This is a genomic window from Jiella sp. M17.18 (genome assembly GCF_041027365.1).
Lineage (GTDB): Bacteria > Pseudomonadota > Alphaproteobacteria > Rhizobiales > Rhizobiaceae > VKMB-3413.
This window is the reverse complement of record NZ_JBFTEH010000002.1, coordinates 275699-301939: the sequence shown is the minus strand read 5'-3', so window position 1 is coordinate 301939 and position 26241 is coordinate 275699. Positions and strand designations below refer to the sequence as shown.

Sequence of the window (26241 nt, the reverse complement as noted above, 5' to 3'; positions counted from 1 at the left end):
GAAGCGGCCGCAGGAAGCCGGGTTTCACAGGAAGGAAAAGGCGAGATGGATACGGGATCGCAGACCATCACCGGCAAGGACCGCTACAAGTCCGGCGTCCTGAAGTACAAGCAGATGGGCTACTGGGAGCCGGACTACGAGCCGAAGGATACCGACGTCATCGCCTGCTTCCGGATCACGCCGCAGGACGGCGTCGACCCGGTCGAGGCGGCTGCGGCCGTCGCCGGCGAAAGCTCGACGGCCACCTGGACGGTCGTCTGGACGGATCGCCTCACCGCGGCCGAAAAGTATCGCGCCAAGGCCTACCGGGTCCATCCGGTGCCGAACACCGACGATCAGTTCTTCGCCTACATCGCCTACGATCTCGACCTCTTCGAGCCCGGCTCGATCGCCAACCTCACCGCTTCGATCATCGGCAACGTCTTCGGCTTCAAGCCGCTGAAGGGCCTGCGCCTCGAGGACATGCGGCTGCCGACGGCCTATGTGAAGACCTTCCAGGGACCGGCGACCGGCATCGTCGTCGAACGCGAGCGGCTCGACAAGTTCGGCCGGCCGCTGCTCGGCGCGACGGTAAAGCCGAAGCTCGGCCTCTCCGGCCGCAATTACGGCCGCGTCGTCTACGAGGCGCTGAAGGGCGGGCTCGACTTCACCAAGGACGACGAGAACATCAACTCGCAGCCCTTCATGGATTGGCGCGAGCGCTTCCTCTACTGCATGGAGGCGGTGAACAAGGCGCAGGCCGCGACCGGCGAGATCAAGGGCACCTATCTCAACGTCACCGCTGCCACCATGGAGGACATGTACGAGCGCGCCGAATTCGCCAAGGAGCTCGGCTCGACCATCGTCATGATCGACCTCGTCATCGGCTGGACGGCGATGCAGTCGATGGCGAAGTGGGCGCGGCGCAACAACATGATCCTGCACCTCCACCGGGCCGGGCACTCGACCTATACGCGCCAGAAGACGCATGGCGTCTCCTTCCGCGTCATCGCCAAATGGGCGCGGCTCGCCGGCGTCGACCATGTCCATGCCGGCACGGTGGTCGGCAAGCTGGAGGGCGATCCGGCGACGACCAGGGGCTATTACGACATCTGCCGGGACGAGTTCACGCCGCAGCGGCTGGAGAACGGCATCTTCTTCGACCAGCCCTGGGCCTCGCTCAACAAGGTGATGCCCGTCGCCTCGGGCGGCATCCATGCCGGCCAGATGCACCAGCTGATCCACCTCCTCGGCGAGGACGTCGTCCTGCAGTTCGGCGGCGGCACGATCGGCCATCCGCAGGGGATCGCGGCCGGCGCGACGGCGAACCGCGTCGCGCTCGAATGCATGATCCTCGCCCGCAACGAGGGGCGCGACATCCTGCGCGAAGGCCCGGACATCCTCAACGAAGCGGCCAGGACGTGCGCCCCGCTGAAGCAGGCGCTCGATACCTGGAAGGACGTCACCTTCAACTACACCTCGACCGACGCGCCCGACTACGCGGTCACGGCGACGGCGGCCTGAGCCTGCCTTTGCCTGCCGGGGCGGGATGTCCTCCCAAGGCCGCTCCGGCCCGATTTTGAGGCGTGGCGAGAAGCGCCGACCTCGCAGCAGATCAACCGCGGCCGCAAACCGACAGCAACCGGAGAATTCTCATGCGCGTGACCCAGGGCACCTTTTCCTTTCTCCCCGACCTTACCGACGAGCAGATCACCAGGCAGGTCCAGTACTGCCTCGACAACGGCTGGGCCGTGAACATCGAGTACACCGACGATCCGCATCCCCGGAACACCTACTGGGACATGTGGGGCCATCCGATGTTCGACATCGCGGATGCGGCCGGCGTGATGATGGAGCTCGCCGCCTGCCGCAAGGCGCACGGCCACCTCTACATCCGCCTCTCGGCCTTCGATTCCACCCATGGCTGGGAGTCCGTGAAGCTGTCCTTCATCGTCAATCGCCCGGCGGACGAGCCGGGCTTCCGCCTGCGCCGTCAGGAGAGCCACGGCCGCAACATCCGCTACTCGACGGAGCCCTACGCGACGGACAGGCCGGAGGGCGAGCGCTACGCGGTGTGAGGCATGAAGGCGTTCAGGCGCAAACGTTGACCTTGATCGTCATCCTCGGGCCCCGTCCCGAGGATCCAGAGCCACGGTTCCGCTTGGATTGAACGCCGGAAGATATCGGAAACGCCGCGGAAGGCTGGATCCTCGGGACGGGGCCCGAGGATGACGGAGCGTTGAACGTTGTGCCTGTCCTGGAGCGCCGAGAGGCTGCGGATGTCGACGACGAAGGGAGATCGGCTCATGAGCTATCTTGATCAGTTGAGCAAAGGCGCGACGCCGGATGGTGCCGCCGGAACGCCAGCCTCTGCTGCGCCGTCCGCCGACGGCGCCGAGGCAAAGCCGGCCGCCGACCCCGCGACCCCGCAGCCGGCACCCACCACCGTCGACCTTCGCCGCGAATACGAGGAGGCGGGTGTCAGGGACGTGCTGGAAGAGCTCGACCGGGAACTCGTCGGCCTCGCGCCGGTGAAGAAGCGCATCCGCGAGACGGCGGCGCTGCTCCTCGTCGAGCGGGCGCGGCGCCGGCTCGGCCTCGCCCACGAGACGCCGACGCTGCACATGAGTTTCACCGGCAATCCCGGCACCGGCAAGACCACGGTCGCCCTAAAGATGGCGAACCTTCTCCACCGGCTCGGCTATATCCGCAAGGGACACCTCGTCTCGGTGACGCGCGACGACCTCGTCGGCCAGTATATCGGCCATACCGCGCCGAAGACCAAGGACATCCTGAAGAAGGCGATGGGCGGCGTCCTCTTCATCGACGAGGCCTATTACCTCTACCGGCCGGAGAACGAGCGCGACTACGGGCAGGAGGCGATCGAGATCCTGCTCCAGGTGATGGAGAACCAGCGCGACGACCTCGTCGTCATCCTTGCCGGCTATGCTGACCGGATGGATAGGTTCTTCGAATCGAACCCGGGTTTCCGCTCGCGCATCGCGCACCACATCGACTTTCCGGACTATTCGGACGACGAGCTTCAGCGGATCGCGGTCGGCATGCTGGAGCGGCAGAACTACCATCTGACCGAGGAGGCGAAGACGGTGCTGGCGCGCTACATCGAACAGCGGCGGGCGCAGCCGCATTTCGCCAATGCCCGCTCGATCCGCAACGCGCTCGACCGGGCGCGGCTGAGGCAGGCGAACCGGCTGTTCGAGGCCGACGCCGGACCGCTCAACGCCGCGATGCTGTCGACGATTGCGGCCGAAGACATTGCCGCGAGCCGCGTCTTCCGCCAGAAGCCGGAGACGAGCGCCGACCATGCCGAAGAGATCCCGGCCGCCGGGAAGGAGTAGACCATGACGAGACCCGTCACCATCGCCCCCTCGATCCTGTCGTCGGACTTCTCCCGGCTGGGCGCGGAGGTCGAGGCCATCGACCGGGCCGGCGCGGACTGGATCCATCTCGACGTCATGGACGGGCACTATGTGCCGAACATCACCTTCGGCCCGCCGGTGATCAAGGCGATCCGCGGCGCCTCCAAGAAGGTGTTCGACTGCCACCTGATGATCGAGCCCTGCGATCCGTATATCGAAGCCTTCGCCGAGGCCGGCTGCGACATCATCACCGTCCATGCCGAGGCGACGAAGCATCTCGACCGTTCGCTGCAGGCGATCAAGGCGACCGGCAAGAAGGCCGGCGTCTCGCTCAACCCGTCGACGCCGGAGAGCGTCATCGAATACGTCCTCGACCGGCTCGACCTCGTGCTGCTGATGACGGTCAACCCCGGCTTCGGCGGCCAGGCCTTCATTCCCTCGGTCGTCGAAAAGGTCCGCCGGGTGAAGGCGCTGATCGGCGACCGCCCGATCCACATCGAGATGGACGGGGGCATCACGCCGCAGACGGCGCCCGCGGTCGTGGCGGCGGGGGCGAATGCGTTGGTCGCCGGCTCCGCCGTCTTCAAGGGCGGCACGCCGGATCACTACGAGGCGAATATCGCGGCGCTTCGGGCGGCGGCGATCAGGGCGCGGGCTGCATAGGCGTCGACGCCGCTGGAGGCAGCCGCTGCACCCCAGGGCTCATGCATTGCAACACCGGAGCGTGTCGGCAACTTTGTGGAGACATGCAGCGTTTTTCCGACCCCCGGGCGGGAACCCGAGAGTTCACTCGCTGTTCCCCAGCCAGGGACATATCGGGAGACAGAACCCATGGCATCGAAACTTGCATCCATCGCGCTGGCCTTCGCCGTCGGCCTCTCCGGCATCGCAGTCGGCACCAGCGCGGCGTCGGCCGCCTCGTTCACGATCACCGCGGGCAACGGCTATCACTATGGCCACCACCCGTACTGGCGCCGTCATCACCTTCGCCGCGAGCGTCGGCACATCCGGCACATGCGTCGCCGCCTGCGCCACGAGCGGCGGCATCTGCGGCGCGAGCGCCGGCACATGCGGCACTACTACAACCATCATCATCCGGTTCCGCTCTATCGGGTTCGCTGACCGGCGGACCGGTTCCGGGACAGATCGAGGGCGTGGTGGCTTCAGTCGGAGCCACCGCGCCTTTTCTGCGTCGGCGGCAGGAACAAAGCTCCAGACGAGCCGGCAGGAAGCCGGGCAAGGCGTGGAGTCTTCGTCGGCCCGGCGACGTGCGCTTGTCCTGCGGCTTTCGGCCTGTCCCGCAGGCAATCCCGGGATCGCCTCCATTCAAGGTCGGGCTCTCGCGGCCGTCTTCTGTCGAGGCGCAGACATTCCTTCGTTTGCATCGGTAACGGGCTCACGAGGTTGGTCTGCCTTTCCCGGCGGCCTTGCCGGCGGGCAGCGCCTCTCTTACGATTCTCCGAGCGGAGAACTGCTTAGCCGCGCGACAACGCATTGGGGGAGTGCCGTGTCCGAGACCTTCCACCGATCGCCGAGCGATACCGGCGACGTGTTCACCCGGATCGAAGGCCGCGTCGGGCGCATCACGCTCGACCGGCCGAAGGCGCTCAACGCGCTGAACCACCGCATGGTGCTCGCGATCGAAGCGGTCCTGCGCGCCTGGGCCAGAGACGACCGCGTCGCCCTAGTGCTGATCGATGGCACGGGCGAGCGCGCCTTTTGCGCCGGGGGCGACATTCGCGCGGTCTACGAAGCGGCCAAGGCCGGCGACCATGAAGCCGGCCGCGCCTTCTGGCGCGACGAGTACCGCCTCAACCGGCTGATCAAGCACTACCCCAAGCCCTATGTCGCGATCATGGACGGCATCGTCATGGGCGGCGGCGTCGGCGTTTCCGCCCACGGCAGCCACCGCGTCGTGACCGAACGCACCCTGCTCGCCATGCCGGAATGCGGCATCGGGCTCGTGCCCGATGTCGGGGGATCGCTGATCCTCGCGAAGGCGCCGGGCCGGCTCGGGGAATATCTCGGCCTGACGGGCCATCGCATGGGACCGGCGGACGCGATCTTCGCGGGATTCGCGGATCGCTATGTCCGGTCGCAGGATCTCGACCGGCTGAAGGAGGCGCTGGTGCAAACGGGCGATCCGGCGGCGATCGCCGACTTCGAGGACGAGCCAGGCCTCGGCCGGCTCGCCGGATGGATGGCCGACATCGACCGGTTCTTCGGCCTGGCGAGCGTCGGCGAGATCGTCGCGGCGCTGGAAGCTGGGGAGGGGCAATTCGCCGGCGAGACGGTGGAGGCCTTGCGCAAGGGCGCGCCGCTGTCGCTGGCGGCGACGCTCGACATCATCCGGACCGTCCGCGTCGACCCGACGATCGAGCGCGCGCTGAGCGAGGAGTTCCGCTTCACCTACCGCGCCCAGGAGCTGGGCGATCACCAGGAGGGGATTCGCGCCGCGGTGATCGACAAGGATCGCGCGCCGCATTGGCCGGAGGTCCGCCCGCAGGACCTGGCGCCCGAGCGGCTGGCGGCGATGCGCGCGCCGCTCGAGGCGCAGGAACTGCATTGGGACGAATTGGATCGAGAGGAAACGGCATGAAGATCGGCTTTATCGGCCTCGGCAACATGGGCGCGCCGATGGCGCGCAATCTCGCCAAAGCGGGCCACGAGGTCACCGGCTACGACACCGCGGAGGTGGTGCTGGAGGGCGTGCGGAAGGCCGGCAGCATCGCCGAAGCCGTCCGGGGCATGGAGGTGGTGATCACCATGCTGCCGAACGGCGCGATCGTGCGGGCCGTGCATGCCGACATCGTCGGCGCCGCCGATCCGGAGACGCTGATCGTCGACTGCTCGACCGTCGATGTCGAGAGCGCGAGGGCCGTCCATCAGCTGGCGGAAAAGGCGGGCCTGCTGTCGCTCGACGCCCCGGCTTCCGGCGGCACCGGCGGAGCGGAGGCCGGCACGCTGACCTTCATGGTCGGCGGCTCGGACGCCGCCTTCGCCAAGGGGCGGCCGCTGTTCGACATCATGGGGCAGAAGGCGGTGCATTGCGGTGCCGCGGGCGCCGGCCAGGCCGCCAAGATCTGCAACAACATGATCCTCGGCATCTCGATGATCGGCGTCTGCGAGGCCTTCCATCTCGCCGACCGCCTCGGCCTCGACCGCCAGGCGATGTTCGACGTCGCCTCGACGTCCTCGGGTTCCTGCTGGTCGCTCAACACCTACTGCCCGGCTCCCGGCGTCGGACCGAAGAGCCCCGCCGACAACGACTACAAGCCGGGTTTCGCCGCCGAACTGATGCTGAAGGACCTCGACCTGTCGCAGGCGGCGGCGCAGGAATCGGGCGCGGCGACCGAGATGGGTCGCCACGCCCGGGACATCTACAAGGCCTTCGTCGAAGAGGGCGGCGGCCGCGGCCGCGACTTCTCGGCCATCCTGGAGAAGCTCACCAACGGCTGAAGCCGTCGCTCCCGCGGGAGCGGGCGAGGGGCCGCAGCGCAGCCGCTCGCCCACGCCGTCAACCCGCCGGCTCAGGCCAGGTGCGGATTGGCGTCCTCTTCCAGCAAGTCGCCGAGGCTGGAAGTCGGACGGTCCGGCATCGGGTCGAAGACCAGCTCTTCCGGCAGCCGGGTCAGTTTCACCGTCTCGCCCTGCTGGTCGATGAAGGTGTCGAAATGGGTGAAGTTGGCGCTCTGAAGGTCGAGCACCGGCTCGGCGTTCGCCTCCATCGCCTGCTTGAACCCGTCGACGGAGCCGGTCGCGACGAGGAAGTCGGACAGGCGGCGGAAGAGCTTCGGCAGGATCACTGCGTCGTCGGCGATCGACATCAGCGAATCGACGGTGACGCCGGTCTGCGTCCTGTCGCGCGCGAAGACGCCCTTGCCGGCGTCGCGCGCCTGCTTCGCCGCGGCGGCCATCGCGTTGCGAAGCTCCGCGAACAGGCCCCAGTAGAAGGTCGGAAAGACCAGCCCCTCGGCGAGGACGGCGTGGTTGTAGCTGTGCGCCAGCCGTGCACTGTCCAGGAAGACGTCCGTCCCGTCGTCCTCCGGCGCATCGCCCGCGAAGACGAAGGCGATGACGCGGCCGTATTTGTCGGTGGACCGCGTCAGGATGTAGCCGGGCGTGCCGTCTTCGGCGGCGGCGACCGAGCGCCGCTCCGTCATCCAGACGACGTTCTTGATGCCGACGAAGTCGAGCAGGAAGTCCGTCGCGGCGTTCGCCAGGTCCAGCGGCTGGCTCAACGCACCGCCGCCGGCGGGCGGCGAATAGTGCGTTTCCAGCGCATCGATCGCCTCCAGCCGCAGCGAGGTGTGGCCGCGCCTGTTGAGCCTGGCGCGCGGCGTGATGGCGAGAAGGGTGGCCTTGTCGGCCGGCTCGAAGCGGATGGTGTCGCCGTCCGGCGCATAGTTGACGACGTGGTAGCGTCCCTTGATCAGGCGATAGGGCATGCGGTTCTCCGTCAGACAGAAACGCCCCAATCACATGATGCTACGCCCGCCGGATGACGGGCGAAAGACGACCGTTCGCAATCTCTCGTTACAGCTTCACCGCCCGCAGCCGCAGTGCGTTGGAGATCACCGAGACCGACGACAGACTCATCGCTGCCGCCGCGATCATCGGCGACAGGAGGAGGCCGAACACCGGGTAGAGGATGCCGGCGGCGATCGGCACGCCGATCGAATTGTAGGCGAAGGCGAAGAACAGGTTCTGCTTGATGTTGCGGATCGTCGCCTGCGCCAGACGCCGCGCGCGCACGATCCCCTGCAGGTCACCCTTCACCAGCGTCATTCCGGCGCTCTCGACCGCGACGTCAGCACCGGTGCCCATGGCGATGCCGACATCGGCCGCCGCGAGCGCGGGCGCGTCGTTGATGCCGTCGCCGGCGACCGCCACGGTCGCGCCTGTCCGCTTCAGCTCCTCGACCAGCGCCTGCTTGCCCTCCGGCGACAGTCCCGCCCGCACCTCGTCGATGCCGAGCGTCCTGGCGACGGCCGCCGCGGTGCGCTCGTTGTCGCCGGTTGCCATGACGATGCGCAGGCCGCTCTCGTGCAGCGCCCGGATCGCGCCGGCGGTCGTCTCCTTGACCGGGTCGGCGACGGCGACGAGTCCGGCCGCCTTGCCATCGATCGCGACATACATCGCCGTCTTGCCGTCCGCCTGCAGCCGCTCGGCGTCGGCATCGAGGAAGGCGGCGTCGATGCTTTCGGCCTCCATCATCGCGCGGTTGCCGAGCACGACCGCCTGGTCGCCCACGCGGCCCTTCACGCCCTTGCCGGTGACCGATTCGAAGTCGCCGGCATCGGAGAGGGTCGCGCCGCGCGCCTCGGCTCCCTTGACGATCGCCTCGGCCAGCGGGTGCTCCGAGCCGCGCTCGAGGCTGGCGGCGGCAGCCAGCATGGCGCCGCCATGGTCCTCGGGCGCCACCACATCGGTCAGGCTCGGGCGGCCTTCCGTCAGCGTTCCGGTCTTGTCGACGATCAGCGTGTCGACACTCGCGAAACGCTCCAGCGTTTCGGCATCCTTGATCAGGACGCCGGCCGAGGCGCCGCGGCCGGTGGCGGTCATGATCGACATCGGCGTCGCGAGGCCGAGCGCGCAGGGGCAGGCGATGATCAGGACCGAGACCGCAGCGACCAGCGCGTGGGCGAGCGCCGGCGTCGGGCCGGCGAACCCCCAGGCGAGGAAGGCGATGACGGCGACGGCGACGACGGTCGGCACGAAATAGCCGGCGACCTTGTCGGCAAGGCACTGGATCGGGGCGCGGGAGCGCTGCGCGGTGGCGACCATCTGGACGATGTGGGACAGCGTGGTCTCGGCGCCGACAGCCTCGGCCGCCATGACGAAGGAGCCGGTCTTGTTGAGCGTGCCGCCGGTGACCTTGTCCCCGGCGGTCTTTTCGACCGGCACGGGCTCTCCCGTGATCATCGATTCGTCGACCGACGAGCGGCCTTCGCTCACGCTGCCGTCGACCGGCACGCTCTCGCCGGGCCGCACGCGGAGGCGATCGCCGCGCCTGACGTCGGCGAGGTCCACATCCGTCTCGCGTCCGTCCGCGCCGATGCGGCGGGCGGTCTTCGGCGATAGGTCCATCAGCGCCCGGATCGCCGAGCCGGTGCGCTCGCGCGCCTTGAGCTCCAGCACCTGGCCGACGAAGATCAGCGCCACGATGACGGTCGAGGCCTCGAAATAGACCGGCACGACGCCGTCCGCCCGGAAGGAGGCCGGGAACAGGCCGGGCAGGAAGGCAGCGAACAGGCTGTAGCCGTAGGCCGCGCCGACGCCGATCGCGATCAGCGTCCACATGTTGGGCGAGCGGTTGACGATCGAGGCCCAGCCCCGCTTGAAGAAGGGCTGCGCCGCCCACAGCACCACCGGCGTCGCCAGCAGGAATTCGACGAAGACCGCCGTGCGTTCGCCGATCCATTCGCGGATCGGCAGGCCGACCATCGCCCCCATGGTGAGGACGAGGAGCGGCACCGCGCACAGTGCAGAGACCCAGAGCCGGCGGGTGAAGTCGATCAGCTCGGGATTGGGCCCTTCCTCGCCGGTCGGAACGCCCATCGGCTCGAGCGCCATGCCGCATTTCGGGCAGTCGCCGGGATGATCCTGCACGATCTCAGGATGCATCGGACAGGTGTATTCGGTGCCGGCCGGCATCGGCTCCGGCGCCGGACGGTCGCCGAGATATTTCTCCGGATCGGCCTCGAACTTCGCCTGGCAGCCGGCGGAGCAGAAATAGAAGCGCTGGCTCGCGCCGGAGGGGTCCTTGTGCTTGACCATGAACGGCGCGTTGATCCGGTGGACGGTCATGCCGCAGACCGGATCCTCCGCCGTCAGATAGTCTTCCGGGTTCGCGACGAACTTCTTCCGGCAGCCTTCTCCGCAAAAATGCACGATACGGCCGTCATGTTCGGCTGACGGCTTGCCGGCGTCCGGGTCGACGGTCATGCCGCAGACGGGATCGCGAATGACGGCGGGAGCTGCCGCGTGCGTATGATCATGTCCGGAATGGTCGTGGCGGTGCATCGTCTCCGACATCGTCCTGCCCTTTCGTCTGTCTCGGCACGGAGATGGGGCTTCCTGTTACTGGAAGGTCAAGGCTGCGGCGTCTGCGGCTGACCGATCTCTCCGCAAGGCGGGAGATCGCGGCCGCTAAGCTTTTACTCGAGCCTGAATGCGCCGCTTCCAGCGGGCGCGGCGAGGCGTCAAGTGCTGCGCCCTTGCATTGTAGCGCCCGCAGCGCTCTCTTTGCGAAAGGGTGCGCATGCTGCAGCGCGCCATGACCGCAGGCGAGGGACGCACCATGCCCCAGGAACCGCTGAAGACGCTGCTCGCCCAGGCCTCGCCGGCCCGCTCGGGCGACTTCCTGGCAGGGGTCGCCGCCGAGAGCCAGGAGGCGAGGGTGAAGGCGCAGCGACGGTTGGCCGACACGACGCTCGCGGACATCCTGAACGAGCCGCTGATCGATCCGGACGAGGACGAGGTTTCGGCGCTGATCCTCGACCAGCACGATGCTGAAGCCTTCCGCGCGATCGCCGGCTGGTCGCTCGGCGAATTCCGCGAGTGGCTGCTGTCGGATGCGGCCACGCCCGAGACGATCTCGGCGCTGACATGGGCGCTGACGCCCGAGATGGTCGCGGCCGTCTCGAAGATCTGCCGCAACCAGGATCTCATCGCCATCGCCAAGAAGCGGCCGGTGGTGACGAGGTTCCGCACGACCGTCGGCCTGCCCGGCCGGCTGTCGGTGCGAATCCAGCCCAACCATCCGACCGACGATCCGCGCGGCGTCGCCGCCTCGATCGTCGACGGGCTGCAGTTCGGCTGCGGCGATGCGGTGATCGGCATCAATCCCGCGACCGACAGCCCGGCTGCGATGCGCCGGCTGCTGGAGCTGATCGAGGAGCTGCGCCTGCGCCTCGACTGCCCCGTGCAGTCCTGCGTCCTTGCGCATGTGACGACCGCGCTGGACGCGTTGAACCGCGGCGCGCCGGTCGATCTCGTCTTCCAGTCGATCGCGGGATCTCAGAAGGCGAATGCCGGCTTCGGCATCTCGCTCTCAATGCTGAAGGAGGCGCACGAGGCGGCGCTGGCGCTGGACCGCGGCACGGTCGGGCGGAACGTCATGTATTTCGAGACCGGCCAGGGCTCTGCGCTCTCGTCCGACGCGCATCACGGGGTCGACCAGCAGACCATGGAGGCGCGGGCCTATGCGGTGGCGCGGGCCTTCGACCCGCTGCTCGTCAACACGGTCGTCGGCTTCATCGGCCCGGAATATCTCTATGACGGCAAGGAGATCACCCGGGCAGGGCTGGAAGACCATTTCTGCGGCAAGCTGCTCGGCGTGCCGATGGGCGTCGACGTCTGCTACACCAACCATGCCGAAGCCGATCAGGACGACATGGACAACCTGTTGACCCTGCTCGCCGTCGCCGGCGTCAACTTCGTCATGGGCGTGCCGGGCTCCGACGACGTCATGCTGAACTACCAGTCGACCTCCTATCACGACGCCGCCTATGTCCGCCGCGTATTGGGGCTGAAGGCCGCGCCGGAGTTCGAAGCCTGGGCGCAGGAGGCCGGCGTGTTCGACGCGAACGGGTTCCTTTCGCCGGAGACGGAAGGCGGCAGCGATCGACTGATCGCGCAGTCGAAGCTCCTGGAGGCGGCGGAGTGATGGGCGAAGACGCAAAGCCGCCTGCCGCCCCGGCTCCGGACCATCCGCTGAAGCGCCTCCGCGCCTTCACCGAAGCGCGGATCGGGCTCGGCCGGCATGGCGCCGGCCTTCCCACCGCCGCTCATCTCGATTTCGCCGAGGCGCATGCGCGGGCGCGTGATGCGGTGCATGCCGCGTTCGATGCCGAGGCGATCGCAGCCGATCTCCGGGCGGCCGGCCATCGGCTGCTGCGTGTCCAAAGCCAGGCCGGCGACCGCGCCAGCTATCTGCGCCGGCCGGATCTCGGCCGCCGGCTCGCCGACGGCTCGCGCGAGCAGCTGCTGACGGCCGCGGGCGAGGGGCCCTTCGATCTCGTGCTGATCGTCGCCGACGGACTGTCCGCCACTGCGGTCAACACCTATGCCGCCGAGACCGCGAAGCTGATCCTCGACCGGCTGCCGGCGGACTGGCGGATCGCCCCGGTCGTCCTCGCCCATGGCGCGCGTGTCGCGCTGTCCGACCCGATCGGAGAGGCGCTTTCGGCGAGGATCGCGCTGATGCTCGTCGGCGAGCGGCCGGGCCTGTCCGCCGCCGACAGCCTCGGCGCCTATCTGACCTTCGGCCCGAAGCCCGGCCGCAGCGACGCTGAGCGCAACTGCGTCTCCAACATCCGCAGCGGCGGGTTCAGGCCCGATGCGGCGGCGGAGAAGATCGCAGGGCTGCTCCTGCGGGCGCGCGACCTCGGCCTTTCCGGCACGCGGCTGAAGGACGATGCGGACGACCGCATCGCCGCTTCGGGGACGCCGGCGATCGGCCGGTGACGGCGCTGTCGCAGCGTCGTTGCAATGACTTGCAAAGAATTTGTGCAAGATGCCCTTATGTTCAGATTGACGGCAGCTTTCCGTGATGGCTGAATTCGACCTGACGCAGCGTCCTGCCGACAGGAGACCCAGCGCATGGCGACGGAGAAGAAGGGCATCGCATACCGTGCCGCGGAGGCCGGCTATTTCGAGAAGCGCGGTCTGAAGAAATATGCCGGCGTCTGGTCGCTCTGGGCGCTCGGCGTCGGCGCGGTCATCTCCGGCCAGTATTCCGGCTGGAACCTCGGCCTGCTCTCCGACGGCTGGGGCGGCATGCTGATCGCGACGATCGTCATCGCGATCATGTATCTCGGCCTGACCTTCTCGATCGCCGAGATGTCGCCCGCCCTGCCGCACACCGGCGCCGCCTATTCCTTCGCGCGCACGACGATGGGGCCCTGGGGCGGCTTCGTCACCGGGCTTTTCGAGAACGTCGAATACGTGCTGACGCCCGCCGTCGTGGTGTTCTTCATCGGCTCCTATCTCACCGGCATCTTCGAGACCCCGACGGCGTTCCAGCCGGTGTGGTGGATCGTCGGCTACATCCTCTTCGTCGGGCTGAACTTCGCCGGGGTCGAACTGTCCTTCAAGGTGACGATGGTCGTGACGCTGATGGCGCTCGGCATCCTTCTCGTCTTCTTCCTGTCGGCGCTGCCGTCCTTCGACTTTTCGCGCTGGGCGCTGAACATCGGACCCGGCGGCATCGAACTGCCGGAAGGCCACGGCCCGCTCCTGCCGATGGGCATCACCGGCGCGCTCGCTGCGCTGCCCTTCGCGGTCTGGTCCTTCCTCGCGATCGAACAGCTGCCGCTGGCGGCGGAGGAATCCGCCGATCCGCAGCGCGACATGCCGAAGGGCATCATCCTCGGCATGCTGACGCTGATCGTCACGGCCTTCCTGATCCTGTTCCTCAATCCGGCGCTGCCGGGCGTCGGATCGTTCAAGCTCGGCTCTTCCGGCGAACCGCTGCTCGACGGCTTCCGGGCGATCTACGGCACGGGGCTGGCCAAGCTCCTCGCCTTCGTCGCGATCATCGGCCTCGTCGCCTCGTTCCACACGATCATCTTCGCGCAGGGGCGGCAGATCTACTCGCTCTCGCGGGCAGGCTACTTCCCGCCCTTTCTCTCGGTGACGCACGACCAGCGCAAGACGCCGCACGTCGCGATGATCGCCGGCGCGGTGGTCGGGCTCGCGATCATGCTGGCGCTGTTCTTCGGCCTCGGCGCCGATGCCGGCTCCGCGGTCATCGGCGGCACGCTTCTCAACATGGCGGTGTTCGGGGCCATGTGTTCCTACATCGCGCAGGCGATCTCGTTCATCCTCCTGCGGCGGAACCATGCCGGCATCGCGCGGCCCTACAAGAGCCCGTTCGGCCTGACCGGCGCCGCGCTGACCATCGTGATCGCGGTGGTCACCCTCGGCTTCCAGCTCTCCGACCCGACCTACCGGGCCGGCGTCCTCGGCGTCGCGATCTGGTTCGCCATCGGCATCGTCTATTTCGCGCTCGTCGGCCGGCACCGGCTGATCCTCTCGCCGGAGGAGGAGTTCGCGATCGAACATGCCGGCGGCCATAGCGATGCGGGCTCCGTGCCGCGGCCGGCAGGCGCCGTCTGAAAGGGACTGGAGCCGGCGACCTTCCGTTTCGTCGCATGATGTGACAAGGCCCGTCGGCGGCAAAGCGCCGGCGGGCCTCTCCGCGTTCGGGCGAAGCGACGGCGCACTCCCGCGGCGGGCCCTGTTTGGATTCCCGTCGAACCTTTCAATCCGCTCACCTGCTGCACATCTAGGGGCGACGCCGGCGTCCGCCGGCGCGGACGGGGTCGCGGCCTCGCAGTCGGGAGAGATGTGTGGAAGAGACGGCGATGAGCGGCGCCAGCGGTGGCGATACGGTACACCTCTGGGTCTGGCTGGGGACGGTCGGTGGCATTGCCGCGCTATTCGTCTTCGATTTCCTCACCCACGTGCGCAAGGCGCACGAGCCGAGCTTCAAGGAGGCCGGCCTGTGGTCGACCTTCTACGTCGTGATCGCCGTCATCTTCGGCGGCGGCGTCTGGATATTCTGGGACCACACGCACGGCATCGAGTTCTTCGCCGGCTACATCACCGAGAAGAGCCTGTCGGTCGACAACCTGTTCGTCTTCGTCATCATGATGAAGACGTTCCGCGTGCCGCGGGCAGACCAGCAGAAGGCGCTGCTGATCGGCATCCTGCTGGCGCTGCTGATGCGGGGCCTCTTCATCGCCATCGGCGCGGCGGCGATCGAGCGGTTCTCCTGGGTTTTCTATATCTTCGGCGCCTTCCTGCTCTACACGGCCGTGCATCTGGCCATCGAAAGCCTGTCGAGCGGCAAGTCGACCGACGAGGACTACAAGCCGAACGTCCTGGTCCGGTGGTTCCAGAGCCACCTCCGCACCACGCCGGATTTCCACGGCAACGCGCTGATGGTGACGAAGGACGGCAAGCGGCTCTTCACGCCGATGGTTGTGGTGATTCTGGCGCTCGGCGTGACCGATCTTCTGTTCGCACTCGATTCGATCCCGGCGATCTACGGGCTGACGGACGCGCCCTTCATCGTCTTCACCGCCAACGCCTTCTCGCTGCTCGGGCTTCTGCACCTCTACTTCCTTCTCGGCGGTCTGCTCGACCGGCTGGTCTATCTCGGTTTCGGTCTGGCGCTGATCCTCGCCTTCATCGGCGCGAAGCTGATCCTCCATGCGCTGGAATCGAACGACCTGCCCTTCATCAACGGCGGCCATGCCGTGGAGGGACTGCCGCACATCTCGACCGGCCTCTCGCTCGGCGTGATCGTCGCAATCCTCGCAGTCACCACGATCGCCAGCCTTCTGCGCAGCCGCGCGATCCGCTAACGCTCGGACGATACGCGCGATTTCGCGTATCCTGTCCGTGCGACCGGACGAAGCGACTGCGCAGGGAGAGACATCGGCATGACCCCCGAGGATTCGGATGAAGGCGGACGCCCCGGCGAGACCGCGGACTGGGATGCGCGGCGGGCCGATCTGGCAAGAAAGCTCGCGGAGCAGCGGGCCAGATCGCCGCAGGAAACCAAGGCCCCGTCGAACCGTGGCGGCATGCAGGGAGCCGCCGAAGGCCTGAAGCTCGCGAGCGAGTTCCTCGCCGGCGTCCTCGTCGGCGCCGGCATCGGCTATGGCATCGACAGGCTCGCCGGCAGCAGCCCCTTCGGCCTTATCGTCTTCCTGCTGATCGGCTTTGCCGCCGGCGCGGTCAACGTCATCCGCTCGGTCTCGGGCGGGGCTTCGCCCTGGGGCGGGAAGCGCGACGAAGGTCGATGACCGATGTTGCGGAAACAGCCCGGGAAAGTCTTTCAGGGGTGTTGCGGTCGGCGAATTGTGACGCTATTGGCTGATCGGCCCTCGCCGGGTGACGTAGTTTGACGAAGGACCAGACCGTTTGGAACACAATCCGACAGATCCGATCCATCAGTTTCGAATCACCAGGATCGTTCCGATCGACATCGGCGGCTGGGATTTCTCCTTTACCAACTCTGCGCTGTTCATGGTGCTGGTTGTCGCGATCACCACGGCGTTCCTGTATTACTCGACGCGTGGGCGCGGCCTCGTTCCTTCGCGCGTGCAGTCGGTGACCGAGCTGTCCTACGAGTTCGTGGCGAACATGCTGCGCGATTCGGCCGGAACGGCTGGCATGCGCTTCTTCCCCTTCGTGTTCTCGATCTTCATGTTCGTGCTGATCGGGAATTTCCTCGGCATGATCCCGTACTTCTTCACGATCACCGCCCAGCTGATCGTCACCTTCGCGCTGGCGATCCTGGTGATCAGCGTCGTCGTCGTGTACGGTCTGATGAAGCACGGAACGCACTTCTTCCACCTGTTCGTGCCGTCGGGCGTGCCGTCGATCCTGCTGCCGCTGGTGGTTCTCATCGAGATCGTGTCCTTCATGTCGCGGCCGATCTCGCTGTCGGTTCGACTGTTCGGCAACATGCTCGCTGGGCACATCACGCTGAAGGTCTTCGCCGGCTTCGTCTTCGCCCTGGGTACCTACAGCACCCTGGGAGCGGTCGGCGCGATCCTGCCGATGCTGATGACCATCGCCCTCACGGCACTCGAATTCCTGGTTGCCGCGCTGCAGGCCTACGTTTTTGCGGTTCTGACCTGTCTCTACCTCAACGACGCCCTGCATCCGAGCCACTAGAAACACCCCATTGGCAGCCTCGTTCGACGCTGCCGCTTCTCAAGCCGCCAACCCCTTTCCAAAGGAGAATTCACAATGGACGCGGAAGCTGCAAAGTACATCGGCGCCGGTATCGCCTGCCTCGGCATGGGTGGCGCCGGCATCGGCCTCGGCCAGATCTTCGGCATGTATCTGGCGGGCGCCCTGCGCAACCCGTCGGCCGCTGACGGACAGTTCGGCCGCCTGATCTTCGGCTTCGCCATCACCGAAGCGCTCGGCATCTTCTCGCTGCTCGTCGCGCTTATCCTGCTCTTCGTCGTCTGATCGGTACGACACGACCTGAGACAGAAGGCCGGCGGCGGTTGAGGCCGCCGGTCAGGGACTCCCGGAGCTTTCGATGTTCGTAACGCCCGCCTTCGCCCAGACCGAAGGAGCAGATGCCGTGCATATGCCGCCGCAGAGCGACGTCGCGGCGACGCGTGGCGAAACCGTTCACGCAGCGCCGGAGCATGGCGCCTTTCCGCCGTTCGATCCGCAATTCTACCCATCCCAGCTCCTGTGGCTGGCGATCACCTTCGGCGTCTTCTACTGGGTGCTGAAGCGGACCGTCCTGCCGCGCATCGGCGGCATCCTGGAAAATCGGCGTGACCGTATCGCGCTCGACCTCGAAGCGGCCGAGCGGATGAAGTCCGATGCCGACGAGGCGCATGCCGCCTATGAGCAGGAACTGGCGGAGGCCCGCGACCGGGCGCACAAGATCGCGCAGGACGCTCGCGATTCCGCCCGCGAAGACGCGGAGAAGGAGCGCAAGCGTCTCGACGCCGAACTCGATGAGAAGCTCGAGGCGGCTCAGGCCCGCATCGCCGAGGTGAAGCGCTCGGCGCTCGCCGAAGTCGACGGCATCGCCCGCGACGTGACGGACACCATCCTGCGCGAGGTCGCCGGCATCGAAGCCGGGTCGGACGAGATCGCCAGCGCCGTCGACGCGGCTCGCGGCTGAGGAGACGACGATGGACAATACATTCTGGGCCTTTATCGCGCTCGTCATCTTTCTCGGCCTCATCTGGTACCTGAAGGTGCCGTCGAAGATGGGCAAGTCGCTCGACAGCCGGGCGGAGCGCATCCGCACGGAGATCGAGGAAGCTCGCGAGCTGAAGGAAGAGGCCAAGCAGCAGCTGGCGGAGTACCAGCGCCGCCGGCGCGAGGCCGAGCAGGAGGCGAAGGACATCGTCGCCGCCGCCAAGCGCGAGGCCGAGCTGATGCTCGACGAGGCCCGCCGCAAGAACGAGGACTACGTCGCGCGCCGCACGGCCATGGCGGAGAGCAAGATCGGCCAGGCCGAGCAGGACGCGGTCGCCGAGGTGCGTGCGTCTGCCGTCAACCTCGCCGTCGCGGCTTCGGCCCGGATCATCGCCGAGCGCAATTCCGGCGGCGCCAGCGGCCAGTTCATCGACCAGTCGATCGGCGAGGTCCGCAAGCGGCTGAACTGATCGGTCGGATCATCCCGGGAAATTGAACGAGGCCGCCGCGAGCGGCCTTTTTCGTGTCCGGCGAGGGCTTTCGGCCGACAGCCGCCGCTTCCGGCGCTTCCTGATTTGATGAGGCGGGGAGGTCGTGCGGCGAGCCGGGAAGGGGCGCGGTGTGCGAATACGGCGTCGGCGGAGGCGCCGCAGCCGCGACCTTCGTCCAGCTCTGCAGCCAGGGCCGCCGCGCTATTCCGCTGCGTCGAGGAGGTCGCGCCGCAGCGGGCGGAAGCTCATGCGGTGGATGGGCGAGGGGCCGAGCCGGCCGATCGCTTCCAGGTGCTCGGCGGTGGCATAGCCCATGTGGCGCGAAAAGCCGTAGCCGGCATAGGCGCGGCAGGCGCGGGTCATCATCCGGTCGCGCGCCACCTTGGCGACGATCGAGGCGGCCGCGATCGACAGCGACAGGGCGTCGCCCGAAATGACGGCCGTTCCGGGGCACCGCAACAGGGGCGGAACGTCACGGCCGTCGATCAGGACGTGGCAGGGCGCCTCCCCCAAGGCGTGCAGCGCGCGGCGCATCGCGAGGAGGGTCGCGCCGCGAATGTTGTAGCGGTCGATCTCCAGCGCGCTGGCGGAGGCGAAGCCGACGCTCGCGCAGGCGAGGATCTCGCGGAACAGCCGCTCGCGTTCGGCCGCATCCAGCTTCTTGGAATCGTTCAGCCCGTCCGGCACGCATTCCGGGTCGAGAATCACGGCCGCCGCCACGACCGGGCCTGCGAGCGGTCCGCGCCCGGCCTCGTCGATGCCGGCGACCAGGCGCGCGCCGGCCGCCAGCAGCGCCGCTTCCCGGCTGTAGTCGGGACCGGCCGCCGGCTGCGCGACGGCAGTCGGCTTGCGCTGCCTGGAAGGGACGGGAGAATCGGAGGAACGGCGAGTCATCGTGCGGCGGAGACTCGCGCATTCTCCGATTCTCCACAAGGCTCGTCAGCTCGAGGGGTGAGGAGCCGGCGAGCCGCTCGGCCGAAGAACGCGGGCGGCCGATGCGGACGGGACGCGCCGCTCGGCGCCTCCCGGTGTCGGACTGGCGGGCTGTTGCTGCCCGCGGCGGCTTCAGTCGCCTCTGCGCCCTCCGGCCGCTAGAGGAGGGCCAGCTGGACGCCGGCACCCTTGGGAGGCGTGAACAGGTCGCAGTTGAGCTCCGTTCGGGTCTCGTTGAGGCCGAGCCGCTTCACGGTCATCTCGAAGCGCCGGCGAATCTGGAACGCGTAGGGGCCGGTGCCGCGCATGCGCTTGCCCCACTCCGCGTCGTAGTCCTTGCCGTCGCGCATCGAGCGCAGCAGCGACAGGACGTGCCGGTAGCGGTTTGGATAGTGCCTGAGTAGCCATTCTTTGAAGAGGGGCGAGACCTCCTGAGGCAGGCGGAGGAGGACGTAGCCGGCCTCGCGGGCACCGGCGGTCCTGGCCGATTCCAAGAGCCGCTCGATCTCCGAATCGTTGAGGCCGGGAATGATCGGCGCCGTCATCACCATGGTGGGGATGCCGGCCTCGGAGAGCGCCTTCACCGCTTCCAGCCGCTTCGCCGGCGTCGCCGCGCGCGGCTCCATCGCCCGTGCCAGCGTCCGGTCGAGCGTCGTCACGGACAACGCCACCCGGGCGAGGCCCTTGGCCGCCATGCGCGACAGGATGTCGATGTCGCGCGTCACGAGCGCTGATTTCGTGACGATGCCGACCGGATGATTCGCAGCCTCCAGCACCTCGAGGATCTCGCGCATGATCCCCCAGCTCTTCTCGATCGGCTGATAGGGATCGGTGTTGGTGCCGATGGCGATCGACTTCACCTCGTAGCCCGGCTTCGAGAGCTCCCGCTCCAGGAGTTCGGCAGCGTTGGGCTTGGCGAAGAGGCGCGATTCGAAGTCGAGCCCGGGCGACATGCCCATATAGGCGTGCGTCGGCCGCGCGAAGCAGTAGACGCAGCCGTGTTCGCAGCCGCGATAGGGATTGATCGACCCGTCGAAGGAGATGTCGGGCGAGGCATTGCGCGTGATGATCGTCTTCGGCCGCTCGACCTGCACATCGGTCTTGAAGGCCGGCAACTGCTCAAGGCTGTTCCAGCCGTCGTCGAAGCTCGACCGGGCGAACGGCTCGTAGCGCCCGCTGGGATTGGCCCCGGCGCCTCGGCCGCGGCGCCGGTCGAAGCCGACGCGCAGGCCGGATTCGTCCAGAATATGGTTGGCGATGTCGATGCCGTCGGGGGAGGCGAACGCCGCGCGATCGGCCGTGGAAACGTCCCGCATGAGGGCCCTCCTCAAGGGCTGTCTTCGAGTTGTGAACGAAGTCCTAACGCGTCCATGAGAACAAGACAAGAACAAAATGACGGATGGCTGGCAAAGGTTCCCGGATCCCGCTAAGCCGGGTGCCATGCTGAGCGTGTTGATGGATTGCGGGGCCGACGATCAGAAGCTGGCGGCGAGCCTGGCGACGCTGATTCCCGGGGCCGTGGAGGGCGTCGTCCGCGAGGTCGTGCTGATCGACCGGGGAATGGACGTCAGCGCCCGGAAGGTTGCCGACCATGCGGGCTGCCGAGTGGCAGAGCCCGGCGACCTTCACTCCGTGGTGGCGCAGGCGAAAGGCGACTGGCTGCTGCTGCTGGAGCCGGGCGCGCGTCTCCAGCCGGGCTGGATTCCGGCGGTGGCGGAGCATGTCGAGGAGGTGGCGGGCGGCCGCGCAGGCGCCTCGGCCGTCCGCTTCGCTCGGGCACGTGCCGACCGGCCGGGCCTTCTCGGACGCTTCTCGCAGAAGCGTACGGCGCTGGCGGAAGGCGTCCTCCTGCGCAAGGCACAGGCGCTCGGCCAGGCCAAGGGAGCGGGGAGCCTGGAGGGGGTGGCGAGGGGGCTCGCCGTCGGACGGCTGCCGGCGGAGATCCGGCCCGCCCAGCGCAGGCGCAAGTGATGCGCTGCCGGCAGAGACCGTCGAAGCCTCGCCTCAGGCGGAGCGGCCGCCCCGCCGCAGGTGCTCGTCCAGCCGCGGCATGATCTCGACGAAATTGCAGGGCTTGTGCCGGTAGTCGAGCTGCGCCTCAAGAATATGGTCCCATCCGTCGCGGCAGGCACCGGGCGAGCCCGGCAGCACGAAGACGAAGGTGGCGGCGATCACGCCGCCGGTGGCGCGGGACTGGATCGTCGAGACGCCGATCTTGTCATAGGAGATGCGGTGGAAGACGGCGGAAAAGCCGTCCATGCGCTTCTCGAACAGCGGCTCCAGGGCCTCGGGCGTGACGTCACGTCCGGTAAAGCCCGTGCCGCCGGTGGTGATCACCACGTCGACATCGTCGCGCTCGCACCAGGCGGTGACGGCGTCGCGGATCGCCTCGACGTCGTCCGTGACGATGCGGCGGTCGGCGAGGCGATGGCCGGCCTTCTCCAGCCGCTCGACCAGCGTGTCGCCGGACCGGTCGTCGGCGAGCGTGCGGGTGTCGGAGACGGTCAGGACGGCGATCCCGAGCGGAATGAAGGTGCGGTCTTCGGCCATCAGGCAGGGCTCCTCGCTGCAGGGTCTTCACCGGACAGCCACCAGCGAGGCCGGTCCGCGGCGATCCGCCGGCGCGCCGAGAGCATAGCATCGTCGGATCCGAAGATCGCGAACACCGTCGCGCCGGAGCCGGACATGCGGGCGATCATCGCGCCCTCGTCGAGCAGCCGTCGGCCGACATCGGCGATCTCGGGGGCGATCGAAAGCGCCGGCGTCTCCATATCGTTGCGGGTTGCGCCGAGCCAGTCGGCCACGGCTGCCGGATCGGGAAAGCCTTCGGCCGGGATCGGCGGAAGCGGCGGATTGTCCCGCCGCCGAAGCGCCGCAAAGACGGCCGGCGTCGAAACCGCGACGCCCGGATTGACGAGGAGCAGCGGCAGAGTCGGCAGACCAGCGAGCGGCGCGATGATCTCGCCGATGCCGGAGACGCGCGCCGGCCGGCCGTCGAGGCACATCGGAACGTCGGCGCCGAGTTCCACCGCCCGGGATGCAAGCCGGTCGAAGGCGTCGGGCGGCGCCAGCTGCATCAGGGAACGCAGCAGCGCGGCAGCATCCGCCGAGCCGCCGCCGATGCCCGCCGCCACCGGGAGCCGCTTCTCCAGGCGAAGGGCGAGGGGCGGGAGGGCCAGATCGGATTCGGCGAGTCGCGCGCGCGCGAACGCGAGGGTCTTCAAGAGGATGTTCTCGGGGCCGGTCGGAAGACCATGTGCGAAGCGGCCGTGGATCGTGAGCCCGTCCGCCTCGCCATCCGCCTCGGCCAGGCTCAGCCTGTCGCCGGCCGCGTCGGAGAACACGACGAGACTGTCGAGCAGATGGTAGCCGTCCGGCCGCCGACCCACGACATGCAATGCGAGATTGACCTTTGCGGGCGCAAAAGTCTCACCCGCCGGGACCGCGAGACGCCGCATGGAAAGGCCGACGCGAGCGGCTCAGTCGGCCTTGGCGCCAGCACCCTGCGCCTTGGCGGCTTCCGCTCCTGCGGCGGCGCCCCCGGCGGGCTTGCCCGCATCCGAGGCGTCGCCGGACTGGCCATGATCGCCTTTCGCCGGCGCCGCCTGCAGCCCGTTCTCGAGCTTGGCCTGCAGCGACTTCACCTCGTCCGGCTCCGGCTTCGGATCGCCGTTCAGCGCCCGGTTCCACTGGAACTTCGCCTCGCGCTTGCGCCCGACCCGCCAATAGGCGTCGCCGAGATGGTCGTTGATGGTGGGATCGAGCGGCGTCAGCAGGACCGCGCGCTCCAGCTCGTCGACCGCGTCGTCATAGCGCCCGAGCTTGTAGTAGGCCCAGCCGAGCGAATCGATGATGTAGCCGTCGTTCGGCCGGAGCTCCACCGCGGTCTTGATCATGTCGAGACCCTGCTTGAGGTGGATGTTCATGTCGATCCAGGAATAGCCGAGATAGTTCAGCACCTGCGGCTGGTTCGGCGAGAGCTGCAGCGCCTTCTTGAAGTCGGGCTCGGCCTTGTCCCACTGCTTCATCCGCTCATAGGCGATGCCGCGCTGATAGTAGAGGTTCCAGTTGCTGGTCTCGCCCTTGGGGGCGAGCTCGATCGCCTTGTTCAGGGCGTCGGCAGCCTTCTGGTAGTTCTTGTCGGCGGACATGACGTCCGCCAGCGCGGTATAGGCCTGGACGTCGTCCGGATAGTCGCGGACGGCGCGCTGGAGATGCGTCTTCGCCTCGTCCTTCTTGCCGGAATACCAGAGGTCGAGCCCGGTCTGCAGGTCGGCGGTCCGGCGATAGGCCGAATTCTCCGGGATCTCCTTGTAGTAGGAGATGGCGAGGTCGAGCTGCTGCGCCTGCTCGGCGATGCCGGCGAGGGCGGTCAAGAGAGCGGGGCTGCGCGGGTCGAGTGCGCGCGCGAGCTGGAAATAGAGCAGGGCGACCTGCTGGCCGTCGCCGCGATTGATCGCCTGGCCGAGCACGTAGAGCGTCTCCGCCGCCCCCTGCTGGATGTTGGCGACCGGTGGCTCGATCGTCTCGCCGCGCTGGATCCGATCCCTCAGATAGGTCAGCGGTGCGTAGTTCGGGGCGAGCTTCAGGCCGAAGTCGAGCGCCTTCAGCGCCGCGTCCTTCTGGCCGGCGCGCGCTTCGACCCGGGCCAGCGATTCGGCCGAGCCGAGATAGGCGTCGGGCGACGTGCGGGCGAGGGTCTGGTCGTCGAGGACGCTCTGGAAGGCCGCGCGGGCGACGTCGGTGCGCCCGGCGACGGATGCGAGCAGTCCCTTCTGATAGGCGTTGAAGACGGTGTACCAGGGCGCGTGCTTCAGCCCGTCCACATCCATCAGCGCCTTGTCGACATGGCCGGCGCCGAGTTCGGCCCAGGAGGACAGGTGGCCGAGGAGCAGGCCGTCGAGATCGCTCGGATCGGGAATGGCGAATTCGGTGATCGCGGCCTGGAAGTCGCCCTTGCGCAGCGCGTCGACGCCGAGCGTGATCCGCGCGACCTTCGAGGCGTCGGCGTCGTCGTGCAGCTTCGCCGCGAGGTCGACCCCCTCCTGGAAGTTGCCGTCGGCGAGGAAGGCGAACATCGCGTCCTGCTGCAGCAGCTGCGAGGTCGGATCGAGCGCCAGAGCCTGATTGAAGAAGTCCGTCGCGCTCGGAAGATCGCCCTGCTGCTGCGCCGCCTTGGCGGCGAGATAGGCGCCCGCCAGCGACTGTGCCTGCACGTTCGGCGTCGATACCTTGACGTCCGGGGCCTCGCCGGCGGCGAAGGCCGAGGATGTCGCGGCCGCGGCGACGAAGACCGTGGTCGTCAACGTTCTGAGAACACGCGATAGGGGCACTGGTAATCCTCTTTTCGGACGGCGCCGGAAGATCGGCGAGGGACGTGACCGCCGCCTCAGACCGGTCTCTCTCGCGCTGCGCCGAGGTGATGCCAATTCGGCGCCGAATGCAAGCCGTTGGCAGATTTGCACCGAGACCTTGGCCGCAATGGGGCCCGGGCCTTCGCGTGGATCGGCGGCCTGAAAGGGCGCCGCCGGACGGCGCCCGTCGGCCATCAGGGTCAGTGCATCCTGTCGATGCAGAAGTCGACGACGCCCAGCAACGCCTCGCGCGCGGTTCCGCGCGGCAGCGTCAAAGCGGACTCGTAGGCGGCTTCGCCATAGGCGCGGGCGCGATCGAGCGTCGCGTCGAGGGCACTGTGCTTGCGGATCAGGCCGGTCGCCTCGGCGAGCGCCGCATCGTCGTTCTGGCCGCTCTCCATCGCGTCCTGCCAGAAGCGCTTCTCGGCCTCGTTCCCGGCCTGATAGGCGAGGATGACGGGAAGGGTGATCTTGCCCTCGCGGAAATCGTCGCCGGTGTTCTTGCCGAGCGACGCGGACGCACCGCCATAGTCTAGCACGTCGTCGACCAGCTGGAAGGCAAGGCCGAGGCTGCGGCCGTAGCGGTGCATCGCCGCGCGCGCCTCGTCGCCGGCACCGGCGAGCACGGGCCCGACCTCGGCCGCCGCGGCGAAAAGCGCAGCGGTCTTGGCGTCGACGACGGCGAGATAGTCCGCTTCGCTGGTGGTCATGTGCTTGGCGGCGGCGAGCTGCCAGACCTCGCCCTCGGCGATCACCGCGGAGGCGGTCGACAGGATGTCCAGCGCCGCCAGCGACCCGACCTCGACCATCATCTTGAAGGCCTGGCCGAGCAGGAAGTCGCCGACGAGGACGCTGGCCTGGTTGCCCCAGATCATCCGGGCGGTCTTCTTGCCGCGCCGAAGGTCGCTCTCGTCCACCACATCGTCGTGCAGCAGCGTCGCGGTATGCATGAATTCGACGCTGGTCGCGAGCTTCACATGCCCGTCGCCCTGATAGCCATAGGCGAGGGCCGAGGCGATCGTCAGCATCGGGCGCAGCCGCTTGCCGCCGGAGGAAATCAGATGGTCGGCGATCTCCGGGATCAGTTCGACGTTCGAGCCGGCCATTTTCAGGATCAGCTCGTTGACCCGCGCCATGTCCGGCGCCGTGACCGACAGGATGGGGTCGATCGAGCCGCGGGTTTCGCTCCGCCCGACGGGGCTGGCCAAGCTCACCATGTCTCTCCGTGGTTCAGTTCGCACGAGCGCGTCGTATCGCTGCGGTTCAAGATGGCGTCCCGTCCTGCAAGTGGAAGGCCTTGGCTTCGCAAAGGCGCCGCACGCGTCGCGCTCGATGGGCTTGCCCTTCGCGCCGGAATGCCGTTGCCTACGCCACCTTCCCGTTCCGTCGGCCGCTCGCGGCTTCGGG

At 67.9% G+C, this 26241-nt stretch carries 25 protein-coding genes; 17 read left to right on the top strand and 8 right to left on the bottom strand.

Features of this window, described 5'->3' with window-relative positions:
* Window positions 1-45: 45 nt before the first annotated feature.
* From AB5S17_RS04880 to mmsB, 7 genes are all read left to right on the top strand, one after another.
* The gene (locus AB5S17_RS04880) at window positions 46-1503 is read left to right on the top strand and encodes a form I ribulose bisphosphate carboxylase large subunit (RefSeq protein WP_369236739.1); all 1458 of its coding nucleotides are present in this window, start codon (window positions 46-48) and stop codon (window positions 1501-1503) included.
* Window positions 1504-1634: 131 nt separating this feature from the next.
* A complete protein-coding gene (locus AB5S17_RS04875; RefSeq protein WP_369236737.1) occupies window positions 1635-2057 on the top strand; it encodes a ribulose bisphosphate carboxylase small subunit in 423 nt (140 codons plus the stop codon).
* A 228-nt stretch (window positions 2058-2285) separates the two neighbouring features.
* Entirely contained in the window at window positions 2286-3338 is a 1053-nt protein-coding gene (gene cbbX, locus AB5S17_RS04870) for a CbbX protein (protein WP_369236735.1), read from the top strand.
* Between the two features lie 3 nt (window positions 3339-3341).
* Window positions 3342-4022, top strand: a complete 681-nt coding sequence (gene rpe, locus AB5S17_RS04865; RefSeq protein WP_369236733.1) for a ribulose-phosphate 3-epimerase — start codon at window positions 3342-3344, stop codon at window positions 4020-4022.
* Window positions 4023-4190: 168 nt separating this feature from the next.
* A complete protein-coding gene (locus AB5S17_RS04860) occupies window positions 4191-4481 on the top strand; it encodes a hypothetical protein (protein WP_369236731.1) in 291 nt (96 codons plus the stop codon).
* A 385-nt stretch (window positions 4482-4866) separates the two neighbouring features.
* Window positions 4867-5958 carry an enoyl-CoA hydratase/isomerase family protein gene (locus AB5S17_RS04855; RefSeq protein WP_369236729.1) on the top strand — a complete coding sequence of 364 codons (1092 nt, stop codon included), beginning with the start codon at window positions 4867-4869 and terminating at the stop codon, window positions 5956-5958.
* Entirely contained in the window at window positions 5955-6818 is an 864-nt protein-coding gene (gene mmsB, locus AB5S17_RS04850; protein WP_369236727.1) for a 3-hydroxyisobutyrate dehydrogenase, read from the top strand. The genes AB5S17_RS04855 and mmsB overlap by 4 nt, the downstream gene beginning before the upstream one ends.
* Before the next feature lie 71 nt (window positions 6819-6889).
* On the opposite strand, the gene AB5S17_RS04845 is transcribed toward mmsB, so the two are convergent.
* Together AB5S17_RS04845 and AB5S17_RS04840 are read right to left on the bottom strand one after the other, a co-directional pair.
* On the bottom strand, window positions 6890-7807 hold the full coding sequence (locus AB5S17_RS04845) for a hypothetical protein (protein WP_369236725.1): 918 nt from the start codon (window positions 7805-7807) through the stop codon (window positions 6890-6892).
* 88 nt (window positions 7808-7895) lie between these two features.
* Entirely contained in the window at window positions 7896-10385 is a 2490-nt protein-coding gene (locus AB5S17_RS04840) for a heavy metal translocating P-type ATPase (protein WP_369237393.1), read from the bottom strand.
* Between the two features lie 253 nt (window positions 10386-10638).
* On the opposite strand from AB5S17_RS04840, the gene AB5S17_RS04835 reads away from it, so the two are divergent.
* The 9 genes from AB5S17_RS04835 to AB5S17_RS04795 all read left to right on the top strand — a co-directional run bounded on the left by AB5S17_RS04835 (window position 10639) and on the right by AB5S17_RS04795 (window position 18526).
* Window positions 10639-12030 (top strand): ethanolamine ammonia-lyase subunit EutB, encoded by a 1392-nt coding sequence (locus tag AB5S17_RS04835; protein ID WP_369237391.1) that lies wholly within the window; start codon window positions 10639-10641, stop codon window positions 12028-12030.
* Window positions 12030-12830, top strand: a complete 801-nt coding sequence (eutC, locus tag AB5S17_RS04830) for an ethanolamine ammonia-lyase subunit EutC (protein WP_369236723.1) — start codon at window positions 12030-12032, stop codon at window positions 12828-12830. Before AB5S17_RS04835 ends, eutC begins: the two co-directional genes overlap by 1 nt.
* Before the next feature lie 135 nt (window positions 12831-12965).
* On the top strand, window positions 12966-14483 hold the full coding sequence (locus tag AB5S17_RS04825; RefSeq protein ID WP_369236721.1) for an amino acid permease: 1518 nt from the start codon (window positions 12966-12968) through the stop codon (window positions 14481-14483).
* A 248-nt stretch (window positions 14484-14731) separates the two neighbouring features.
* Window positions 14732-15736, top strand: a complete 1005-nt coding sequence (locus AB5S17_RS04820; protein ID WP_369236719.1) for a TerC/Alx family metal homeostasis membrane protein — start codon at window positions 14732-14734, stop codon at window positions 15734-15736.
* A gap of 78 nt (window positions 15737-15814) precedes the next feature.
* Window positions 15815-16180 carry an AtpZ/AtpI family protein gene (locus AB5S17_RS04815; RefSeq protein WP_369236717.1) on the top strand — a complete coding sequence of 122 codons (366 nt, stop codon included), beginning with the start codon at window positions 15815-15817 and terminating at the stop codon, window positions 16178-16180.
* A 118-nt stretch (window positions 16181-16298) separates the two neighbouring features.
* Complete coding sequence (locus AB5S17_RS04810) at window positions 16299-17057, top strand: F0F1 ATP synthase subunit A (protein ID WP_369236715.1); 759 nt, start codon at window positions 16299-16301, stop codon at window positions 17055-17057.
* A gap of 75 nt (window positions 17058-17132) precedes the next feature.
* The gene (locus tag AB5S17_RS04805; RefSeq protein ID WP_369236713.1) at window positions 17133-17360 is read left to right on the top strand and encodes a F0F1 ATP synthase subunit C; all 228 of its coding nucleotides are present in this window, start codon (window positions 17133-17135) and stop codon (window positions 17358-17360) included.
* Between the two features lie 73 nt (window positions 17361-17433).
* Entirely contained in the window at window positions 17434-18036 is a 603-nt protein-coding gene (locus tag AB5S17_RS04800) for a F0F1 ATP synthase subunit B (RefSeq protein WP_369236711.1), read from the top strand.
* A 10-nt stretch (window positions 18037-18046) separates the two neighbouring features.
* Window positions 18047-18526: a F0F1 ATP synthase subunit B gene (locus AB5S17_RS04795; RefSeq protein WP_369236709.1), complete on the top strand. Its 480-nt coding sequence runs from the start codon at window positions 18047-18049 to the stop codon at window positions 18524-18526.
* Window positions 18527-18748: 222 nt separating this feature from the next.
* Here AB5S17_RS04795 and AB5S17_RS04790 read toward each other — a convergent pair whose 3' ends face one another.
* Window positions 18749-19441 carry a ribonuclease HII gene (locus AB5S17_RS04790; protein ID WP_369236707.1) on the bottom strand — a complete coding sequence of 231 codons (693 nt, stop codon included), beginning with the start codon at window positions 19439-19441 and terminating at the stop codon, window positions 18749-18751.
* 197 nt (window positions 19442-19638) lie between these two features.
* Window positions 19639-20796, bottom strand: a complete 1158-nt coding sequence (locus tag AB5S17_RS04785) for a PA0069 family radical SAM protein (protein WP_369236705.1) — start codon at window positions 20794-20796, stop codon at window positions 19639-19641.
* A 124-nt stretch (window positions 20797-20920) separates the two neighbouring features.
* Here AB5S17_RS04785 and AB5S17_RS04780 point away from each other — a divergent pair, with 124 nt between their 5' ends.
* On the top strand, window positions 20921-21451 hold the full coding sequence (locus tag AB5S17_RS04780; RefSeq protein WP_369236703.1) for a glycosyl transferase family 2: 531 nt from the start codon (window positions 20921-20923) through the stop codon (window positions 21449-21451).
* Window positions 21452-21484: 33 nt separating this feature from the next.
* On the opposite strand, the gene moaB is transcribed toward AB5S17_RS04780, so the two are convergent.
* The 4 genes from moaB to AB5S17_RS04760 all read right to left on the bottom strand — a co-directional run bounded on the left by moaB (window position 21485) and on the right by AB5S17_RS04760 (window position 26051).
* On the bottom strand, window positions 21485-22030 hold the full coding sequence (gene moaB / locus AB5S17_RS04775) for a molybdenum cofactor biosynthesis protein B (protein ID WP_369236701.1): 546 nt from the start codon (window positions 22028-22030) through the stop codon (window positions 21485-21487).
* Window positions 22030-22938, bottom strand: a complete 909-nt coding sequence (locus tag AB5S17_RS04770; protein WP_369236699.1) for a 4-(cytidine 5'-diphospho)-2-C-methyl-D-erythritol kinase — start codon at window positions 22936-22938, stop codon at window positions 22030-22032. The genes moaB and AB5S17_RS04770 overlap by 1 nt, the downstream gene beginning before the upstream one ends.
* A 21-nt stretch (window positions 22939-22959) precedes the next feature.
* Window positions 22960-24813, bottom strand: a complete 1854-nt coding sequence (locus AB5S17_RS04765; RefSeq protein ID WP_369236697.1) for a tetratricopeptide repeat protein — start codon at window positions 24811-24813, stop codon at window positions 22960-22962.
* A 221-nt stretch (window positions 24814-25034) separates the two neighbouring features.
* Complete coding sequence (locus AB5S17_RS04760) at window positions 25035-26051, bottom strand: polyprenyl synthetase family protein (protein ID WP_369236695.1); 1017 nt, start codon at window positions 26049-26051, stop codon at window positions 25035-25037.
* Window positions 26052-26241: the final 190 nt, after the last annotated feature.